Consider the following 18,125-nt stretch of genomic DNA (forward strand, 5'->3'; position numbering starts at 1 on the left):
TATGGCGTAAGACTATAACAGCCAAATTAAAGTTGCCATACGCCCGGTGATCCTGTCCCGGCGGTAGGAGAAGAAATTGTCGGGTTCACTGAAGGTGCAGCGTGAATCTGCACTGACAGACTGGACCCCTGCGGCCTGCAGGCGTTGTCGGGCCAGATGCCAGATATCGGCAAAAAATTTATCTCCGACGGGGCGGAATGCATCCGCCGCACGCGGATCAATGTCCATGAATGCACGACGAACCTCCGCGCCGACTTCAAAAGCATCAGGACCGATCGCCGGCCCCAGCCAGGCATGGATTCTGTCGGGCGGCGCCTGAAACTGCGCCAGCGTATTTTCCAGCACGCCGCCACAAAGCCCACGCCATCCGGCATGTGCAGCGGCCACTTCACGCCCATCGTCAGAACAAAACAGCACGGGCAGGCAGTCAGCGGTCATCACAGCACAAACTACGCCCGGCTCACGCGTTATGCAGGCATCGGCTTGCCGCGGCTGAGGAACCATGCGGGCAGAGAGATGTTCAACGTCAGTTGAATGCACCTGATTCAGCCATTGCGGCATCGCGGGCAACGCCGCAAGCGAGACCAGTCGCTCACGGTTAGCACGAACATGTTCTGCTTTATCACCGACATGGCCCCCGAGATTCAGCGAACACCAGTTTCCCTCACTGACGCCACCGTGGCGTAATGTCGAGACAGCTCGCACCTGCGCTGGCGCAGGCCATTTTGGGATAATCAGACTCATAACCAGTCCAGTTGATCCTTGAACATCTCTGTGTCGGCTTTCAGCGCGTCAATCAGATCGATCATATCCTGCGGAATGGCCGCATGAAACTCCATCTCAATACCCGAGATGGGATGATAAAGACGGAGCATTGTGGCGTGCAGGGCCTGACGATCAAAACCGCGTAAGGTCGCGATAAATTCTTCAGACGCGCCTTTTGGCGGACGCGGCCGGCCACCGTAGAGCGGATCGCCCACCAGCGGATGATTAATATGCGACATATGCACGCGAATCTGGTGCGTACGGCCGGTTTCCAGTCGCAGACGAAGCCGCGTATGGGCGCGGAAATGCTCCATAATGCGATAATGGGTCACAGCGGGTTTACCCATTGGATGCACGGACATATGCGTACGTTTCGTCGAGTGACGGCTAATCGGTTCATCCACCGTTCCCCCCGCCGTCATGGTGCCAATGGCCACCGCCTCATATTCACGCGTAATTTCACGACGCTGCAGGGCATCAACTAAATGCGTCTGCGCCGGTACGGTCTTCGCCACCACCATCAAACCGGTGGTGTCTTTATCCAGACGATGGACAATCCCCGCACGCGGAACGTCCACAATGGCGGGATAGTGATGCAGTAGTGCATTCAGTACCGTACCGTCGGGATTTCCCGCCCCAGGATGAACAACCAGGTCACGTGGTTTATTGATGACGATAATATCTTCGTCTTCGTATACGATATCCAGCGGGATGTCCTGGGGTTCCCAGCGCTGCTCCTCTTCGATCTCTGCATCAATCGTGACGCGCTCGCCGCCAAGCACTTTCTCTTTCGGCTTATCAATGACAGTGCCGTTAACACTGACGCGCTGGTTGAGAATCCACTCTTTTATGCGGGAACGTGAATAATCAGGGAACAATTCCGCCAAAGTCTGATCTAAACGTTGTCCGAGTTGTGACTCGGATACCGTTGCGGTGAGTTGAACTTGTTGTGCCATATACAGCTTCTTCGTTAACGTTGGGTTTTACGGCGATGCCGTTTAATATAATGTGCTATCGTACCTGGTCATTACCGGGAGCTATACGGACAGCTTCCGCCATAACATTTTGAGGATAATCACTTCGTCATGACGCGTATGAAATATCTGGTGGCTGCAGCCACACTGAGCCTGGCACTTGTTGGTTGTTCCGGCTCAAATGACGCGGTACCGGACAACCCGCCTTCTGAAATCTATGCTACAGCGCAACAAAAGCTGCAGGACGGTAACTTTAAAGCGGCGATTAAGCAACTGGAAGCGCTGGATAATCGTTACCCGTTCGGTCCCTATTCGCAGCAGGTTCAGTTGGATTTGATCTACGCGTACTATAAAAATGCCGATCTGCCCATGGCGCAGGCGGCGATTAGTCGCTTTATGCGTTTAAATCCTACGCACCCTAATATCGATTACGTCATCTATATGAAAGGTCTGACGGATATGGCGCTGGACGATTCAGCATTGCAGGGCTTTTTTGGCATTGACCGTTCGGACCGTGATCCTACGCATGCGCGCGATGCTTTCCGCGACTTTGCACAGCTGCTGCGCAGTTACCCGAACAGCCAGTATGCCGCTGATGCTTACAAGCGTCAGGTCTTCCTGAAAGATCGTCTGGCTAAATATGAACTCTCGGTGGCGCAATTCTATACCAAGCGCGGGGCTTATGTCGCGGTCGTTAACCGTGTTGAAGGCATGATGCGCGATTATCCTGATACGCAGGCGACCCACGACGCGCTTCCGCTGATGGAAAATGCCTACCGTCAACTGCAGTTGAATGCAGAGGCCGATAAAGTGGCAAAAATTATCGCCGCCAATAACGGTTAATCAGCCTTCCTTTCCCGAAACAAAAAAAGCAGCCCTGAGGCTGCTTTTTTTTGCGCACAGAACAGGCAATATTGACACGTTGCCGCTGAGCTAACCTATCAACAATGCCTTGTTAATGCCCTGGCTTCAAGCCTTTTCGACCACATTCTCGCCCTTTCTCACAATTTGCCCTGGTTGACAAAAAGTGACATTTTTTTGTGATAAAAATCACACAAATACAGAATTATCGCGCTATGCTGGATCTATTCCGACGGCAATCACAGAGAGGTAAGCATAATGATCGTGAACATTACCAGTAAGCAAATGGAAATTACTCCAGCCATCCGTGAACACGTCGAAGACCGCCTTGCCAAGCTTGAGAAATGGCAAACTGACCTGATTAATCCGCATATCGTCCTGTCGAAAGAGTCCAAAGAGTTTGTGGCAGACGCGACCATCAACACACCAAACGGTACCCTGGTCGCCAGTGCCAAACATGACGACATGTACACCGCTATCAATGATTTGATCGGCAAACTTGAGCGCCAACTCAATAAAGTCCAACACAAACCTGAAGCGCGGCGTGCGGCCAGCAGCGTGAAAGATTTCACGCCAGCAGCCGAAGAGTAGCCTCATCCCCGCTTTTCTGACGCGCCTCCGGGCGCGTTTTTTGTTGACAGCTTTTCGTGAGTACGGTTACTCTCAGGTCAGCTCAATTTTGGAACGCCTCATGAAAATACTGTCGTTTTTCTTCGCTTTCTTTTTTACCTTCCCCTGAACGGGAGGCCATTCGTCGTGTAAAAAGAAAGCGAAGACGAACAACAAAGCCTCCCAATCGGGAGGCTTTTTTATTGGATAGCTTACAGGTGAGCCTTATGACCCCGGACAATCCGCTTCTGGCGCTGCGTGAAAAAATCAGCGCCGTGGACGAAAAACTACTGACGTTACTTGCCGAACGGCGTTTGCTGGCTGTGGAGGTGGCAGAAGCGAAACTCGCCACCCATCGTCCTGTCCGTGATATCGAACGTGAGCGCGCGCTGATCGAACACCTTATTGTGCTGGGCAAAAAGCATCAGTTAGATGCGCATTACATTACCCGTCTGTTTCAGTTAGTCATTGAAGACTCCGTGCTGACACAGCAGGCATTGCTGCAAAAGAACCTGAACCATCCGCATGCACAGGCTGCGCGCATCGCGTTTTTAGGGCCAAAGGGCTCTTATTCTCATCTGGCTGCGCGACAGTATGCTGCCCGCCATTTCGACAGCATGGTGGAATGCGGTTGCCTGAAATTCCACGACATTATTAAACAGGTTGAGAACAACGCGGCAGACTACGCTGTCCTGCCCATCGAAAACACCAGTTCCGGCTCCATCAATGATGTTTATGACCTGCTTCAACAGACCAATTTGTCGATTGTCGGTGAAATGACGTTGCCCATTGAGCACTGCATGCTGGTGAGCGGTCCGAGCGACCTGGAACAAATCGAAACGGTTTACAGCCACCCACAGCCTTTCCAGCAGTCCAGCCACTTTATCAACCGTTTTCCACACTGGAATATTGTTTACACAGAAAGTACCGCCGCCGCGATGGAAAAAGTGGCCGCGCTCAACTCGCCGAAGGTTGCGGCTATCGGCAGTGAGGCCGGAGGTGAGCTTTATCAGTTACGCGTGCTTGAGCGCCATCTGGCTAACCAGCAGCAGAACCATACTCGCTTTATTGTTCTGGCACGCAAACCTATTGATGTCTCCGATCAGATTTCGGCCAAAACCACGCTGATCATGGCAACCGGTCAACAGGCAGGTGCACTGGTTGACGCCCTTTTGGTCCTGCGCCAGCACAATCTCATCATGAGCAAGCTGGAATCCCGTCCAATTAACGGCAATCCCTGGGAAGAGATGTTTTATCTGGATGTGCAGGGTAATTTGCAGTCTGAGAAAATGCAGCAGGCACTGGAAGAACTTCGCGCCATGACGCGTTCACTGAAAGTTCTTGGCTGCTATCCCAGTGAGAATGTGATTCCTGTGGAACCCAAGCAATAGAAATGAAAAAGGCATCCGGTTGGATGCCTTTTGCTTTTAAGGACGGCTGTCGTTAGCCGATCGCAGTAAGCTTCTGCTTTCAACCAAAAAGCGTTTTGCGTGATCGCCAAACCAGGCCTCAACCCGATTGAAGCTGGCGATAAAGGCGTGCTTATCGCCTTGTTCCAGCAAAGCAATCGCTTCGCCAAATCGCTGATAATACCGCTTGATAAGATTCAGGTTATTTTCAGACGACATGATGATATCCGCATAGAGCTGGGGATCCTGAGCAAACAGGCGCCCAACCATTGCCAGCTCCAGCCGGTAGATAGGCGATGACAACGCCAGTAGTTGGTCAAGATTGACGTTCTCTTCCGCCAGATGCAGCCCATAAGCAAACGTCGCAAAATGGCGCAGGGCCTGAATAAAGGCCATGTTCTGATCGTGCTCTTCCGCACCGATACGATGAAGGCGCGCGCCCCAGACCTGGATCTGCTCCAGAAACCACTGGTAGGCTTCCGGTTGTCGCCCATCACACCAGACCACAACCTGCTTGGCCAGGCTGCCGCTGTCAGGCCCAAACATTGGATGCAGACCCAATACTGGCCCGCGATGTGCGGCCAGCATCGCCTGCAAAGGGCGATGTTTAACCGAGGCAAGATCCACCAGTATGCAGTCATCCGGCAAGGGAGGAAGCCGGTTAATCACCGCCTCTGTCAGATGAATAGGGACACTGATCATCACCATACCGGCATCCGCCAGCAATGTATCCGCCTTGTCCCAGTCATCTTTGTCCAGCGTCTTTACCGCATAGCCAGACAACGTCAGCATTTTATTGAACAGGCGCCCCATCTGCCCTTCACCGCCGATAATCACGATTGGGCGAAGCGCAGGACACAATGTTTTAAAACCTTTATCGTTTTCGCTGGCATAAGATTCACGCATCACCCGGCGTAATACGTCTTCGATCAAGTCCGCAGGAACACCAAGGGCCTCAGCTTCTTTACGACGCGACGCCAGCATCGATGCTTCACGTTCAGGGACATAGACCGGCAAACCATGGCGGCTTTTGACTTCACCCACTTCAGCGACCAGTTCCAGACGTTTTGCCAGCAGATCCAGTAAAGCTTTATCTACCGTATCAATTTGTTCACGTAATGCGTTTAGTTCCGCGACCATTACCTATCAGACCTCGTGTGAAAAACGCGCCGCCAGCGCCCCTTGTAGCTCATGATGCATGCCACGCAGTAAATCTTCGGTAACCTGCCAGTTGATGCAGGCATCCGTGACGGAAACACCATACTTCATCTCGCTGCGCGGCTGCTCAGAAGACTGGTTGCCTTCATGGATGTGACTTTCCAGCATCAAGCCAATAATTGAGCGGTTACCTTGTTTGATTTGCGCAACGGCAGATTCCGCTACACCGGGCTGACGGCGGTAATCTTTATCGGAGTTACCATGGCTGCAATCTATCATTAAGGCCGGACGGAGTCCCGCTTTTAGCATGGCGGCTTCGCACTGCGCCACATCTTCAGGGCTGTAGTTGGGCGCTTTTCCTCCGCGTAAAATGACGTGGCCATCCGGGTTACCCTGCGTTTGCAGCAGGCAGACCTGGCCCGACTGATTGATCCCGACAAACCGGTGAGGCATCGCCGCCGCACGCATGGCATTAATCGCCGTGCCCAGGCTGCCATCAGTCCCGTTTTTGAAGCCAACCGGCATGGAGAGTCCTGACGCCATCTCACGGTGCGTTTGCGATTCCGTTGTACGCGCACCGATCGCCGACCAGCTGAAGAGATCGCCCAGATACTGTGGGCTGTTAGGATCCAGCGCTTCCGTAGCTAAAGGCAGGCCCATGTCGACCAGATTAACCAGCAATTCACGTGCAATATGCAGCCCTGCTTCCATATCAAATGAGTTATCCATGTAAGGATCGTTGATCAACCCCTTCCAGCCAACGGTTGTGCGGGGTTTCTCAAAGTAGACGCGCATAACAAGATAGAGTTGATCACTCACCGTTTCGGAAAGAGTTTTTAAACGACGCGCATAATCAAGAGCGGCTTCTGTGTCATGAATAGAGCAAGGACCGCACACCACTAACAGGCGTGGATCGCGACCGGCAATGATATCGGCAATGGTCTGGCGCGATGCCGCGATTTGCGCCTGCTGCGCAGGGCTTAACGGAAACTTGGTTTTCAGCTCTTCAGGGGTGATCAACACTTGTTCATTCGCAATGTGAACATTGTTTAGCGCGTCTTTTTGCATCTTGCTGTCCTTTACACTCATTTATGCGTTTACAGGATCCTCACAGAGGATGTGGCACTACTGTACCATAACTGATACACGCAACAATGCTGGATGTACACTTTATTTACCACTAACCATAAAATCATTGGCAAAATAAATTAAATACCAATAAAAACATAATATTAATAAAAAACAAAAGAACTCAAAAGTCGCTGAATGTGTAAACTTTAATATACATACAAGAATTTTACGTGGCGGTATCGCCTGTTAAGATAAGCGTATTCCCACAGAGAGGCAGAAATATGGTTCAGATCCCACCAACAATCCGGCTACGTCCTTTTCAGTTAAACGATGTCGAGGCATTTACCGCGGCGGTAAATGCCTCACTTGATACCCTTTTGCCCTGGATGAGCTGGGCACACGAAAACTATCAGCCTCATGAGGCCGAAAGCTGGATTCGCTTTACCCACTTACAACGGGCGGTACGAGAATCAGAAGAGTTTGCGATTGTGGATGCGCAGGATCGTCTGTTAGGCGGTGCTGGTTTTCGTTTTGCCAGCGAGCCGGGCGCGTTGTGTTCCCTCGGTTACTGGGTGCGCAGCGATGCACAGCGCCAAGGCGTGGCTATGCAGGCGGTGAAGTTATTACTGGAATTTGGCTTTGCGCGGCCGGATGTGCAGACAATCGAACTGCTGGCGGTGGAGAACAACTATGCCAGCCGGCGAGTGGCAGAAAAAAGCGGTGGGCGCTTTATCGATTACCGTTATGGCTTAATTGTCCTGGACAGCGGGCCAGTAAACGCGGCGATCTATCATTTTCAGCGCCCCTGATGTCAGGTCAGCCGGGCGTTCTCAGAGGCTATAAGCCTCAACATAAGCGATAAGCCAGTCGTCAACGGTCATGCTTTCATTTGTCCGCCAGACAATAACCATGCCGTACTCAATCCGGTCCAGTTCGAATGCGCGTAACTCTCTGTAAAAATGACTATAACCTTTAATAAATCGCCCATCGCAGGATTCCACATCGACGCGTTGGTAAACGACCTTGCCCTCATAGTCAAAATAACTGAAGCCGATCTCTTTCATGTTCAGCCAGGGCATATCCACATCGACTAACGGGATATGCGGCTTAACTGCCGTGGCTTTCTGCTTCTTACGCGCCATTTCCTTTCTGTGTTCACGGCCAGCCCAGACAATGATGAGGTTCAGCGCCACCAGAATCAGGGCCGGACCATATAATCCAATGGCGAGAAACAGGGGAAACAACACGAACACCATGAGGGACCACAGCACGGTCAGAATGCGGCAAAGCCATAGATTGCTGTTGCCTTCCAGCGCATAGCGGGCTGAACGAAATGAGGCGATGGAAAGTAAAAATCCAGAAAGAAAAAAAAGAGCGTCCTTCACAACCTGTCCTTATGATAATGCGCACCTTCCCGGGCAACCCCTCTCATGGGCGAGACGACGAAAATCGGGGAGGCAATATTTATGCAGCCGCTCATGACAGCGTGCTTTTATTTTGCAGTACGGCCCTGTCTTCAACGCGCGAACGGCGGGACACATGTTACCTGAAAACACCGGCAGAGACGCCATCCCTTGCTGACGGGAGTGATCGTGATCGTCCTTCACGCCGGGATTCGTCATCCTAAACGACAATCCGCCCTGTCAGGCCGACAGACCCGGACTGCGGGCTGCATCGGGTAAGTCTTTTCTGTGAAAGCGTTTCTCTGGCAATAAAAAAAAGGGGCTGGCATGCTGCCAACCCCTTGTTTGCTATTAACTTTTAGATGTCGCGTTAGCGATACCTTAGCTAAGACGCTCTTTGATACGAGCAGACTTACCAGTACGCTCACGCAGGTAGTACAGTTTGGCTTTACGCACAGCGCCACGACGTTTAACAGCGATGCTGTCAATTACCGGAGAGTGAGTCTGGAAGACACGCTCAACGCCTTCGCCGTTAGAAATTTTGCGAACAGTGAATGCAGAGTGCAGACCGCGGTTACGAATAGCGATAACCACGCCCTCGAATGCCTGCAGACGTTTTTTAGAACCTTCAACGACCCATACTTTCACTTCCACGGTATCACCCGGACGGAAGGAAGGTACGTCCTGTTTCATCTGCTCTTGTTCAATTTGCTTAATAATGTTGCTCATAATTAAATCTCTTATCCTGGGTAAACTGATAGTCAGGGAAGATTACTCTTCCGCATCATCGTTTTGTTGCTGGTGTTCCTGTTGGAACGCCTTAAGCAACCTTGCTTGCTCTTCAGTCAGAGCCAGGTTTTCCAGAAGTTCAGGTCTTCTCAGCCAGGTACGGCCTAGCGACTGTTTCAGGCGCCACTGGCGAATATCGGCATGGTTGCCCGACAGTAATACTGGCGGAACCTCCATCCCTTCTAACACTTCAGGTCGGGTATAGTGTGGACAATCCAGCAATCCCTCCGAGAACGAATCCTCATCGGCTGACGCCTGCTTGCCGAGTACTCCCGGAATGAACCGGGCGACTGCGTCAATCATCGTCATTGCGGGCAGTTCCCCACCGCTGAGAACGTAATCACCGATTGACCATTCTTCATCAATTTCGGTCTGGATTACGCGCTCATCAATCCCTTCATAGCGGCCACAAACAAGAATTAACTTGTCGCGTGACGCCAGTTCGCAAACGCCCTGTTGGTCCAGTTTGCGCCCCTGAGGTGAAAGATATATCACCCTGGCACCCTCTCCCGCCGCTGCTTTCGCTGCGGAGATGGCATCCCGTAAAGGTTGTACCATCATCAGCATTCCCGGTCCGCCACCATAAGGACGATCGTCCACAGTACGGTGCCGGTCGTGCGTGAAGTCACGTGGACTCCAGCTTTGAACGCTGAGCAGGCCATTTTTTACTGCCCGGCCAGTTACCCCGTAATCGGTAATAGCGCGAAACATTTCTGGAAACAGGCTAATTACACCAATCCACATTGTTTTCGCCGTTACGTTACCGTTTGATTCGGAGATCAAAAACCAGGATCCCAATCTACTTCAATAAGGCCAGTAGCGAGATCGACTTTCTTGATAACCTGTTCATCAAGAAACGGAATTAACCGCTCCTGTACACCAAACGCATCTTTCAGGTTTGCCTTCACGACGAGAACGTCGTTCGAACCGGTTTCCATCATATCGATGACTTTACCCAGCTCGTAGCCTTCAACGTTGACCACCTTGCAACCCATCAGGTCTTTCCAGTAGTACTCACCGTTTTCCAGCGCAGGCAGTTGCGTCGAGTCGACCTGAATTTCGCAATTGGTCAACTGTGCCGCCGCATCCCGATCGTCAATGCCTTTGACTTTGATGATCAGGTCCTGATTGTGGTGCTTCCAACTATCCAGTTCCACCTGCTGCCATTTACCGGCGCGCTGGATAAACCAGGGTTGGTAGTCAAAGATGCTTTCAGCGTCTTCAGTGGAGGAAAACACTTTGAGCCAGCCGCGAATGCCGTATGCAGCGCCCATTTTGCCCAATACAATCGGGTTAACAGGTGCCTGTGCGGCAAGTTGTCTGCTCATGCTCACCACCGTGACAGATTAAGCTGCTTTCTTTGCTTCTTTGATCAGCGCGTTAACGCGATCAGAAAGCGTTGCGCCCTGGCCAACCCAGTGCTCGATACGATCCAGATCCAGACGCAGTGCTTCAGCCTGACCAGAAGCGATCGGGTTGAAGAAACCTACGCGCTCGATGAAGCGACCGTTGCGTGCATTGCGGCTGTCAGTAACGACGACCTGATAGAACGGACGCTTTTTAGCGCCGTGACGTGCCAAACGAATTGTTACCATAACATCCTCTTCAGTTAATAAAACACCCGGCCCCCATCGAGGAACGGGGTCCGGGTGCTGTATAAAAAGCCCGAAAATTTTACTCATTTTGGCGCAAAAAGCAACCTAAACTGAGCCATCCCAGGCTTTTTTGTGGAACCTCTTAGCGTCCGGGGAAACCTGGCGGCATCATACCTTTCATGCCGCGCATCATTTTCGCCATTCCGCCCTTCTTCATTTTCTTCATCATCCGCTGCATGTCGTCGAACTGCTTTAATAAGCGGTTAACGTCCTGCACCTGCATACCGGAGCCGGTGGCAATACGGCGCTTACGTGAGCCTTTGATGATTTCTGGTTTTTCGCGCTCTTTGCGCGTCATTGAATTGATGATGGCTTCCATGCGGACCAGCACTTTGTCATCCATCTGCGATTTCACGTTGTCAGGCAGTTGCCCCATGCCCGGCAGCTTGCCCATCAGGCTCGCCATTCCGCCCATGTTGCGCATCTGCTTCAGTTGCTCAAGGAAATCATTGAGATCAAAACCGTCGCCGGTTTTCAGCTTCTTCGCCAGTTTTTCCGCTTGCGCGCGGTCAACTTTGCTCTCGATATCTTCAATAAGCGAGAGGACGTCGCCCATACCAAGGATGCGTGAGGCGATACGGTCCGGATAAAACGCTTCCAGCGCATCGGTCTTCTCGCCCATCCCCATAAACTTGATTGGCTTGCCCGTGATATGGCGAATCGACAGCGCGGCACCGCCGCGCGCGTCACCATCCACTTTCGTCAGGATAACCCCGGTCAGCGGCAGCGCTTCATTAAAGGCCTTCGCGGTATTCGCCGCATCCTGACCGGTCATGGCATCCACGACAAACAGGGTTTCAACCGGATTAATCGCGGCATGAACCTGTTTAATCTCGTCCATCATCGCTTCGTCTACGTGCAGACGACCTGCGGTATCCACCAGCAATACATCGTAAAACTTGAGTTTGGCTTCACGCAGCGCGTTGTTGACAATATCAACAGGCTTCTGGCTCAGATCGGACGGGCAGAAATCCACCCCCACCTGCTGTGCCAGAGTTTCCAGCTGTTTGATCGCCGCCGGGCGATAAACGTCCGCGGACACCACCAGCACTTTTTTCTTGTGCTTTTCACGCAGGAATTTACCCAGCTTACCCACACTGGTGGTTTTACCCGCACCCTGCAGGCCCGCCATCAGCACGACAGCCGGCGGCTGCGCGGCCAGATCCAGCGCGTTGTTTTCTGCGCCCATCGCCGCAACCAGTTCATTGCGGACGATTTTGATAAATTCCTGCCCCGGCGTCAGGCTTTTATTGACGTCATGGCCCACCGCGCTTTCTTTTACGCGGTTAATGAAATCCCGCACCACCGGCAGCGCAACGTCAGCTTCCAGCAATGCCATGCGCACTTCGCGCAGCGTGTCTTTGATGTTGTCTTCAGTCAGCCTTCCGCGGCCGCTGATATTGCGCAGGGTTTGCGACAAACGATCGGTTAAATTGTCAAACATTGTCTCTCACTTAAAAAAAATCGCGAGGCGCCATATCGGCAGAATGCGGCGGATTATAACACGAAGCCGAGCCGATCTCTTCAATTCCACCTCAGATCGTTTGGAGCCTGCTTCGCCTGGCGCTATACTGCCCTTTTCCTTTATCTGACTGATGCCTGAAAGGAACTATGTCCGTTTTCGCGATTGTGGCGCTGTTCGCCTACTCCCTGAGTCTTGCACTCATCATCCCCAGCCTGTTGAAACGTCAAAGCGGCTGGCGTCGGTTAGCTGTGTTGTCGGCCTGTGTGGCGCTTGTCACCCACGCCGTCGCCCTGCAGCAACGAATTTTCGCTGTCGATGGCGGGCAAAACCTCAGCCTGCTGAATATTGGTTCGCTGGTCAGCCTGCTGATCTGTGCCATTATGACCATTGTTGCCTCACGGAATCGTGGCTGGTTACTGCTGCCGATTGTCTACAGCTTTGCCTTAATTAACCTGGCTTTTGCCACATTTGTACCGAACGCATTCATTACCCATCTTGAAACAACGCCAGGCATTATGATCCACATTGGCCTGTCGCTGTTTGCCTATGCCACGCTGATTATTGCGGCGTTGTATGCGTTACAGCTGGCATGGATTGACTACCAGTTGAAAAACAAAAAGCTGGCCTTCACGCAGGATATGCCACCGCTGCTGACCATTGAACGGAAGATGTTCCACATCACCCAGGTCGGCGTGGTGTTACTGACGCTGGTGCTGTGTACGGGCCTGTTCTATATGCACGATCTGTTCAGCGCCGAGAACGTGGATAAAGCCGTGCTGTCCATTATTGCCTGGTTTGTCTACATCGTTTTGCTCTGGGGCCACTATCATGAAGGCTGGCGCGGTCGCCGTGTGGTGTGGTTCAACTGCAGCGGCGCTGTGCTGCTGACGATGGCTTATTTCGGCAGTCGCGTGCTTCAGCATCTGCTTATTCACAGTTCTTAATCAAAAGGAAGTTTTGCGGTGGAACATGTTTCGACCACGACCCTGATTGTCACGCTCATCATCATGGTGTTGGTTTCAGCCTACTTTTCGGGTTCTGAGACCGGCATGATGACGCTCAATCGGTATAAATTGCGTCATCAGGCAAAAAATGGTCACCGCGCCGCCCGCCGCGTTGAAAAGTTGTTAAAGCGTCCCGATCGCCTTATCAGTCTGGTGCTCATCGGGAATAACCTGGTCAATATCCTTGCGTCCGCCATTGGCACCATTGTGGGAATGCGCCTGTATGGTGACGCCGGTGTGGCGATTGCGACGGGTGTTCTGACCTTTGTCGTGCTGGTTTTTGCAGAGGTGCTCCCTAAAACCGTTGCTGCGCTTTATCCAGAAAAAGTCGCCTATCCCAGTAGCTTTCTGCTGGGCCCGCTGCAGTACGTTATGCTGCCGCTGGTCTGGTTACTGAATACCATTACGCGTCTACTGATGCGTCTTGTTGGCATTCGGGCAGAAGGGGCTATCAGTTCCGCGTTAAGTAAAGAGGAACTGCGCACTATCGTTTATGAATCACGTACGCACATGTCCCGACGCAACCAGGACATGTTGCTGTCCGTACTGGACCTGGAAAAGGTCAGCGTGGACGATATTATGGTGCCACGCAATGAAATCGTCGGCATCAATATCAATGACGACTGGAAATCCGTGATTCGTCAGCTCAGCCACTCACCGCACGGTCGTATTGTACTGTTCCGCGACTCACTGGATGACTGCGTGGGCATGCTGCGCGTGCGTGAAGCCTGGCGCATGATGACGGAGAAAAAAGAGTTCACTAAAGAGATGTTGCTGCGTGCCGCTGATGAAATTTACTACATCCCGGAAGGCACTCCGCTTAACACGCAGTTGGTGAAGTTTCAGCGCAACAAGAAAAAGACCGGTCTGGTGGTTGATGAATATGGCGATATTAAAGGGTTGATCTCTATTGAGGATATTCTGGAAGAAATTGTCGGGGACTTCACTACCTCGATGTCTCCGTCGCTGGCCGAAGAGGTCATGCCGCAAAACGATGGCTCGGTGCTCATTGAAGGCAGCGCCAATATTCGTGAGATCAACAAAGCTTTCAACTGGCAGTTACCCGAGCAGGAAGCGCGCACGATTAACGGCATGCTGCTGGAGGCGCTGGAAGAGATCCCCACCGTTAATACGCGAGTCCGGGTGAATCATTACGACGTCGATATCCTGGATGTGCAGGATAATATGATTAAGCAGGTGCGCATTACGCCACAGACGCCGCTTAAACAGTCTGTAGGCTCCTGAGCAGAATAAAGCCGCCTTTTAGGGCGGCTTTTTATTGGCCTGGCTCCGGCTTTTTGCATAAACGGCGAGCCGTAACCCAATAAAAAACGCCGCGTATGCGCGGCGTTTTTGTGAGAACAGCCCAGACTAGATGTGCAGCTCTTTCAGCTTTTCAGCAGGCAGTTTCAGATCGTCATTGTGGTTAACGCCGATCTCCTGTGCCAGCACATTACGGGCAATTTGCTGCGCTTCATCCAGCGAATGCAGCTTGTAACTTCCACACTGGTATTCATTCAGCTCAGGAATCTGGTTCTGATCTTTCACTTTCAGCACATCTTCCATCGCGCCTTTCCAGGCCTGTGCCACACGTTGCTCATCTGGCGCACCAATCAGGCTCATGTAGAAGCCGGTACGGCAACCCATAGGTGAAATATCGACAATTTCTACGCCATCACCGTTGAGGTGGTTACGCATAAAACCTGCAAACAGATGCTCAAGCGTATGGATGCCACGTTCAGTCAGAATATCGATATTGGGGCGACAAAAACGCAGATCGAAAACGGTAATCGTATCGCCATGCGGCGTCTTCATGGTTTTTGCAACACGCACGGCGGGCGCGGCCATGATGGTATGATCTACAGTAAAACTATCCAGTAATGGCATACGTCACCTCTTAGTCTGAAAAATTTTTTATGAACGATGAAACTTTTCCGATCGCCCAGCGTCTGAATATATGAAAGACGCGCATTTGTTATCATCCATCCCTGACAACAGAGATGTTAATTTGGCCACAGTGATGTGGCCTTTTTCTTTTCTACCCTTCCCGGCTGGCCAGATAGGTTTCAAAATCCAGCGTATCACTCGCTTCAAGCTGCTGTTGCGCCGCAACAGATGCCTGCGCCTGTTGCGCAAAGTCCTCTGGCTTTAACACTTCCAGCGGCTCATTAACCAGCAACTGACGATACTGTTCCGCCAGCATAATCCCCGTGCCCGTTACGCCGTGTTCTTTCATGGCATTCAGAATACGCGCCGAATAGGTTAGCTCAGGATCGTCAAAGGATGCTACCAGTTCATCGCAGACCTGCTGATACTCAGTGGTGCCCTGATTACTGTCCAGCGCTTCTGCGACGCGGCGCAGGTCGGCGAACAAGGTTTTGCCCACCTCGCGCAGTGAATATTCCGCCTCACCACATCCTACCGCAATCTTCAGGTCAGGCTTACGTCCTTCCAGCACCACGCGGTTCCAGTTCTGCCGGCTACATTGTAATTCATCAGCGCTCATTTCAGGCGCGTCTGCCAGCGTGCACCAGATCAGGAACAGATCGAGGAAGCGGACCTGATTCTCATCCACACCAACAGGTGAGAAGGGATTAATGTCCATGGAACGCACTTCAATGTACTCAATGCCACCCCGTAACAACGCATCTGATGGAGCTTCTCCGGAACGGGTAACGCGTTTCGGACGAATCGGCGCATAGAGTTCATTTTCAATCTGCAATACGTTGGTATTCAGCTGTAACCAGTTGCCCTCAGCATCCCGGGTGCCCATCTTCACAAAGTCTTCTGAAGGCGTTTTAATCGCTTTTTTCAGTGCGCTGACGTAACCCTCAAGGGAATTAAAGGTAATGCCCAATGCGCTTTGTGACTTGTTGGTGTAACCCAGGTCGCTCAGACGTAACGATGTCGCGTAAGGCAGCCACAGCGTGCCTTTCTCATCGTGTTTAAACGGCAGTGCGCTTTCTTTGCCCTGCAGGAAGCTGGAGCAGATAGCGGGCGATGCGCCAAACAAATAAGGAATGACCCAGCCAAAGCGATAATAGTTACGAATCAGGCGCAGATAACCCGCAGAAATCGTCTCTTTACCACTTTCGTAATCTTTTACGTCTGCCCATGCCTGCCAGAACGACAGCGGCAGAGAGAAGTTATAGTGAATACCGGAGATGGTTTGCATCAGCGCACCATAGCGGTTTTTAAGCCCCTGGCGATACAGCGTTTTCATCCGACCAATATTCGATGTGCCATACTGCGCCAGCGTAATCTTATTGGCGTCCTCAATCAGGCAAGGCATGCTAAAAGGCCACATGCGTTCGTCACCGAGCTCATCCGCAACATGGCGGTGGACATCGCGCAGAAACGCCAGCATATGCTCAATGCTGTGATCGACTGGGGTAATGAACTCCAACAGCGTCTCAGCAAAGTCAGTGGTGATCCAGTCATGCTTAAGCGCCGATCCGAGCGACGCAGGATGCGCAGTCGTTGCAAGATGTCCATCCGGCTGCACGCGCAACGTTTCACGTTCGATGCCACGACCAATGCCTTTCAGTGCATCAGGATGCGCCTCCAGCCAGGATAACGCCTTTGATACGTCGGGGATCACATTAACCTCCGGCTGTGTGAATAATTTATTTTTGTTCAGCATAGTGTTAACCCTAGCCCCGAATCTGTACGAATCAATGCCACCATTCCATGCCCTGTAATGTGGCGGTCGCAATAACGATGTAACGCAGAGTTTTGCCAATCGCCAGAAACAGCACAGTGGGTAGCCAGGCAAAACGCAACCAGCCTGCAAGCACGCAGAGCAAATCACCCACTACCGGCAACCAACTCAATAACAAAGCCGCCGGCCCAAGCCGCTGCAACCATGCCATTGCTGTTTCATGCCATCGCCCCTGACGTTTTAACGGCAATAAGCGACCCAAAATTATGTTGGTCAAGCCACCCAGGGTATTCCCTAACGATGCGACTCCAATCAACCCGTAAACTGATGCGCTTTTCGCGATCAGCAATGCAACCAACAGCGCCTCTGAGCTACCCGGAAGTAGCGTCGCACTAAGAAAGCTGCTGCTCAATAAAGACAGATATGCCAGCGTCTCGATCACAGCAGACGGACATCAACCACGGCCATACCTGCGGCTTTCGCTGCCTGTACGCCAAAATCTGCGTCTTCAAATACCACACAACGCGCCGGTTCAACGCCCAGTAATGCCGCACAGCGCAGGAACGTCTCGGGTTCCGGTTTGTGATGCTCGACGTCATCCGCCCCAACCACCGCCGAGAAGAGATCTCTGACACCCAGATGATTAAGAAGTGCATCTGCCATGGCGTGCTGGCTACCGGTGCCAACAGCCAGTGGTCGACGTCCGTGATAAGCCTTAACGACGTCCATTAACGGAAGCGGCTGGACATTTTCCAGCAGCATCGCTTTCACTGCCGCCGTTTTTTCTGCGGCAAGCAGATAAGGATCGTGATCGGCGTTATTGGTTTCGACAATTAGCTGCGCCAGCCGCCATGATGGCGCACCATTGAAATCCATCATGCGCGCTTCATCAAACGTTAAGCCATAACGCGTCAGCACCTGACGCCACGCTTTTCGATGTGTCGGTTCTGTATCAAGAATAGTCCCGTCCATATCGAAAATCAGGGCGTCGTATTGATCGTAGATTGTCACAGAGGACCTCCAACAAATGAGCCACTACTTTAGCTGAATGTGCGTAGGTTGTCGCCAGGCGGGATGAACAGCAAATGCTTTGAAAGCATTAGCTATTTTAGTTTTCAGATAAAGGTGATCGTGATGGAAAGCCTGTAACCCTTCGAATTTCCAATGGTTTTAGCAGGAAAGCAGAACGTAAGCATTATGTTAAGAAAGCCGAAGTGCCTGCCATCCGGGACAGAAAGTTTACGTCGCGATAAACACGATATTCCTTACAAAATCAGCCTGATCGAGAGGAATTCAATACT

21 protein-coding genes and 1 other annotated feature are annotated in these 18,125 nt (G+C 51.9%); of the genes, 7 read left to right on the plus strand and 14 right to left on the minus strand.

All coding sequences use genetic code 11. The features are described from left to right. Positions 1-12 precede the first annotated feature (12 nt). Both yfiH and rluD read right to left on the minus strand, forming a co-directional pair. The gene (gene yfiH / locus C1N64_RS18670) at positions 13-744 is read right to left on the minus strand and encodes a purine nucleoside phosphorylase YfiH (protein WP_375124170.1); all 732 of its coding nucleotides are present in this window, start codon (positions 742-744) and stop codon (positions 13-15) included. Then, on the minus strand, positions 741-1,721 hold the full coding sequence (gene rluD / locus C1N64_RS18675; protein WP_006120699.1) for a 23S rRNA pseudouridine(1911/1915/1917) synthase RluD: 981 nt from the start codon (positions 1,719-1,721) through the stop codon (positions 741-743). The genes yfiH and rluD overlap by 4 nt, the downstream gene beginning before the upstream one ends. Positions 1,722-1,850: 129 nt before the next feature. On the opposite strand from rluD, the gene bamD reads away from it, so the two are divergent. From bamD to pheA, 4 genes are all read left to right on the plus strand, one after another. After that, positions 1,851-2,582: an outer membrane protein assembly factor BamD gene (bamD, locus tag C1N64_RS18680; protein WP_006120700.1), complete on the plus strand. Its 732-nt coding sequence runs from the start codon at positions 1,851-1,853 to the stop codon at positions 2,580-2,582. Positions 2,583-2,858: 276 nt separating this feature from the next. Beyond that, positions 2,859-3,191 (plus strand): ribosome-associated translation inhibitor RaiA, encoded by a 333-nt coding sequence (gene raiA, locus C1N64_RS18685; RefSeq protein ID WP_006120701.1) that lies wholly within the window; start codon positions 2,859-2,861, stop codon positions 3,189-3,191. Between the two features lie 99 nt (positions 3,192-3,290). After that, positions 3,291-3,414: a sequence feature (Phe leader region), on the plus strand. Next, positions 3,292-3,339 (plus strand): hypothetical protein, encoded by a 48-nt coding sequence (locus tag C1N64_RS18690; protein ID WP_193750318.1) that lies wholly within the window; start codon positions 3,292-3,294, stop codon positions 3,337-3,339. It overlaps the preceding feature by 48 nt. Positions 3,415-3,436: 22 nt before the next feature. Next, positions 3,437-4,600, plus strand: a complete 1,164-nt coding sequence (pheA, locus tag C1N64_RS18695; RefSeq protein ID WP_033739505.1) for a bifunctional chorismate mutase/prephenate dehydratase — start codon at positions 3,437-3,439, stop codon at positions 4,598-4,600. A 36-nt stretch (positions 4,601-4,636) separates the two neighbouring features. Here pheA and tyrA read toward each other — a convergent pair whose 3' ends face one another. Continuing rightward, complete coding sequence (gene tyrA / locus C1N64_RS18700; protein ID WP_006120703.1) at positions 4,637-5,758, minus strand: bifunctional chorismate mutase/prephenate dehydrogenase; 1,122 nt, start codon at positions 5,756-5,758, stop codon at positions 4,637-4,639. Between the two features lie 6 nt (positions 5,759-5,764). Then, entirely contained in the window at positions 5,765-6,844 is a 1,080-nt protein-coding gene (locus tag C1N64_RS18705) for a 3-deoxy-7-phosphoheptulonate synthase (RefSeq protein WP_033739508.1), read from the minus strand. Positions 6,845-7,128: 284 nt separating this feature from the next. Between C1N64_RS18705 and C1N64_RS18710 the strand changes: the two genes are divergently transcribed. Further along, positions 7,129-7,656, plus strand: a complete 528-nt coding sequence (locus C1N64_RS18710) for a GNAT family N-acetyltransferase (protein WP_375124171.1) — start codon at positions 7,129-7,131, stop codon at positions 7,654-7,656. 21 nt (positions 7,657-7,677) lie between these two features. Here the strand turns inward: C1N64_RS18710 and C1N64_RS18715 are convergent, their stop codons facing one another. From C1N64_RS18715 to ffh, 6 genes are all read right to left on the minus strand, one after another. After that, on the minus strand, positions 7,678-8,232 hold the full coding sequence (locus tag C1N64_RS18715; protein WP_033739511.1) for a hypothetical protein: 555 nt from the start codon (positions 8,230-8,232) through the stop codon (positions 7,678-7,680). A gap of 399 nt (positions 8,233-8,631) precedes the next feature. Beyond that, positions 8,632-8,979 carry a 50S ribosomal protein L19 gene (rplS, locus tag C1N64_RS18720; protein ID WP_006120707.1) on the minus strand — a complete coding sequence of 116 codons (348 nt, stop codon included), beginning with the start codon at positions 8,977-8,979 and terminating at the stop codon, positions 8,632-8,634. Positions 8,980-9,021: 42 nt separating this feature from the next. After that, the gene (gene trmD / locus C1N64_RS18725; RefSeq protein WP_050504850.1) at positions 9,022-9,783 is read right to left on the minus strand and encodes a tRNA (guanosine(37)-N1)-methyltransferase TrmD; all 762 of its coding nucleotides are present in this window, start codon (positions 9,781-9,783) and stop codon (positions 9,022-9,024) included. Positions 9,784-9,818: 35 nt separating this feature from the next. After that, entirely contained in the window at positions 9,819-10,367 is a 549-nt protein-coding gene (gene rimM, locus C1N64_RS18730) for a ribosome maturation factor RimM (protein ID WP_006120709.1), read from the minus strand. 18 nt (positions 10,368-10,385) lie between these two features. Then, positions 10,386-10,634 carry a 30S ribosomal protein S16 gene (gene rpsP / locus C1N64_RS18735; protein WP_033739514.1) on the minus strand — a complete coding sequence of 83 codons (249 nt, stop codon included), beginning with the start codon at positions 10,632-10,634 and terminating at the stop codon, positions 10,386-10,388. Between the two features lie 142 nt (positions 10,635-10,776). Continuing rightward, the gene (gene ffh / locus C1N64_RS18740; RefSeq protein ID WP_006120711.1) at positions 10,777-12,138 is read right to left on the minus strand and encodes a signal recognition particle protein; all 1,362 of its coding nucleotides are present in this window, start codon (positions 12,136-12,138) and stop codon (positions 10,777-10,779) included. Between the two features lie 167 nt (positions 12,139-12,305). Here ffh and C1N64_RS18745 point away from each other — a divergent pair, with 167 nt between their 5' ends. Both C1N64_RS18745 and C1N64_RS18750 read left to right on the plus strand, forming a co-directional pair. Next, positions 12,306-13,103, plus strand: a complete 798-nt coding sequence (locus tag C1N64_RS18745) for a cytochrome C assembly family protein (RefSeq protein WP_006120712.1) — start codon at positions 12,306-12,308, stop codon at positions 13,101-13,103. Between the two features lie 18 nt (positions 13,104-13,121). Next, complete coding sequence (locus C1N64_RS18750) at positions 13,122-14,408, plus strand: HlyC/CorC family transporter (protein WP_033739517.1); 1,287 nt, start codon at positions 13,122-13,124, stop codon at positions 14,406-14,408. 126 nt (positions 14,409-14,534) lie between these two features. Here C1N64_RS18750 and luxS read toward each other — a convergent pair whose 3' ends face one another. The 4 genes from luxS to yqaB form a co-directional block, all read right to left on the minus strand. Continuing rightward, complete coding sequence (gene luxS / locus C1N64_RS18755; RefSeq protein WP_006120714.1) at positions 14,535-15,050, minus strand: S-ribosylhomocysteine lyase; 516 nt, start codon at positions 15,048-15,050, stop codon at positions 14,535-14,537. Positions 15,051-15,201: 151 nt separating this feature from the next. After that, positions 15,202-16,806 (minus strand): glutamate--cysteine ligase, encoded by a 1,605-nt coding sequence (gshA, locus tag C1N64_RS18760; RefSeq protein WP_367143724.1) that lies wholly within the window; start codon positions 16,804-16,806, stop codon positions 15,202-15,204. A 31-nt stretch (positions 16,807-16,837) separates the two neighbouring features. Then, the gene (locus tag C1N64_RS18765) at positions 16,838-17,266 is read right to left on the minus strand and encodes a YqaA family protein (protein WP_110268336.1); all 429 of its coding nucleotides are present in this window, start codon (positions 17,264-17,266) and stop codon (positions 16,838-16,840) included. Further along, positions 17,263-17,829: a fructose-1-phosphate/6-phosphogluconate phosphatase gene (gene yqaB / locus C1N64_RS18770; RefSeq protein ID WP_044242548.1), complete on the minus strand. Its 567-nt coding sequence runs from the start codon at positions 17,827-17,829 to the stop codon at positions 17,263-17,265. The genes C1N64_RS18765 and yqaB overlap by 4 nt, the downstream gene beginning before the upstream one ends. Positions 17,830-18,125: the final 296 nt, after the last annotated feature.

The organism is Pantoea sp. SGAir0215 (assembly GCF_043543215.1).

Coding starts and splice junctions, on each gene's coding strand:
- yfiH (WP_375124170.1), bottom strand. CDS start 744: ATGAGTCTGATTATCCCAAAATGGCCTGCGCCAGCGCAGGTGCGAGCT.
- rluD (WP_006120699.1), bottom strand. CDS start 1,721: ATGGCACAACAAGTTCAACTCACCGCAACGGTATCCGAGTCACAACTC.
- bamD (WP_006120700.1), top strand. CDS start 1,851: ATGACGCGTATGAAATATCTGGTGGCTGCAGCCACACTGAGCCTGGCA.
- raiA (WP_006120701.1), top strand. CDS start 2,859: ATGATCGTGAACATTACCAGTAAGCAAATGGAAATTACTCCAGCCATC.
- pheA (WP_033739505.1), top strand. CDS start 3,437: ATGACCCCGGACAATCCGCTTCTGGCGCTGCGTGAAAAAATCAGCGCC.
- tyrA (WP_006120703.1), bottom strand. CDS start 5,758: ATGGTCGCGGAACTAAACGCATTACGTGAACAAATTGATACGGTAGAT.
- C1N64_RS18705 (WP_033739508.1), bottom strand. CDS start 6,844: ATGCAAAAAGACGCGCTAAACAATGTTCACATTGCGAATGAACAAGTG.
- C1N64_RS18710 (WP_375124171.1), top strand. CDS start 7,129: ATGGTTCAGATCCCACCAACAATCCGGCTACGTCCTTTTCAGTTAAAC.
- rplS (WP_006120707.1), bottom strand. CDS start 8,979: ATGAGCAACATTATTAAGCAAATTGAACAAGAGCAGATGAAACAGGAC.
- trmD (WP_050504850.1), bottom strand. CDS start 9,783: ATGTGGATTGGTGTAATTAGCCTGTTTCCAGAAATGTTTCGCGCTATT.
- rimM (WP_006120709.1), bottom strand. CDS start 10,367: ATGAGCAGACAACTTGCCGCACAGGCACCTGTTAACCCGATTGTATTG.
- rpsP (WP_033739514.1), bottom strand. CDS start 10,634: ATGGTAACAATTCGTTTGGCACGTCACGGCGCTAAAAAGCGTCCGTTC.
- ffh (WP_006120711.1), bottom strand. CDS start 12,138: ATGTTTGACAATTTAACCGATCGTTTGTCGCAAACCCTGCGCAATATC.
- C1N64_RS18745 (WP_006120712.1), top strand. CDS start 12,306: ATGTCCGTTTTCGCGATTGTGGCGCTGTTCGCCTACTCCCTGAGTCTT.
- luxS (WP_006120714.1), bottom strand. CDS start 15,050: ATGCCATTACTGGATAGTTTTACTGTAGATCATACCATCATGGCCGCG.
- gshA (WP_367143724.1), bottom strand. CDS start 16,806: ATGCTGAACAAAAATAAATTATTCACACAGCCGGAGGTTAATGTGATC.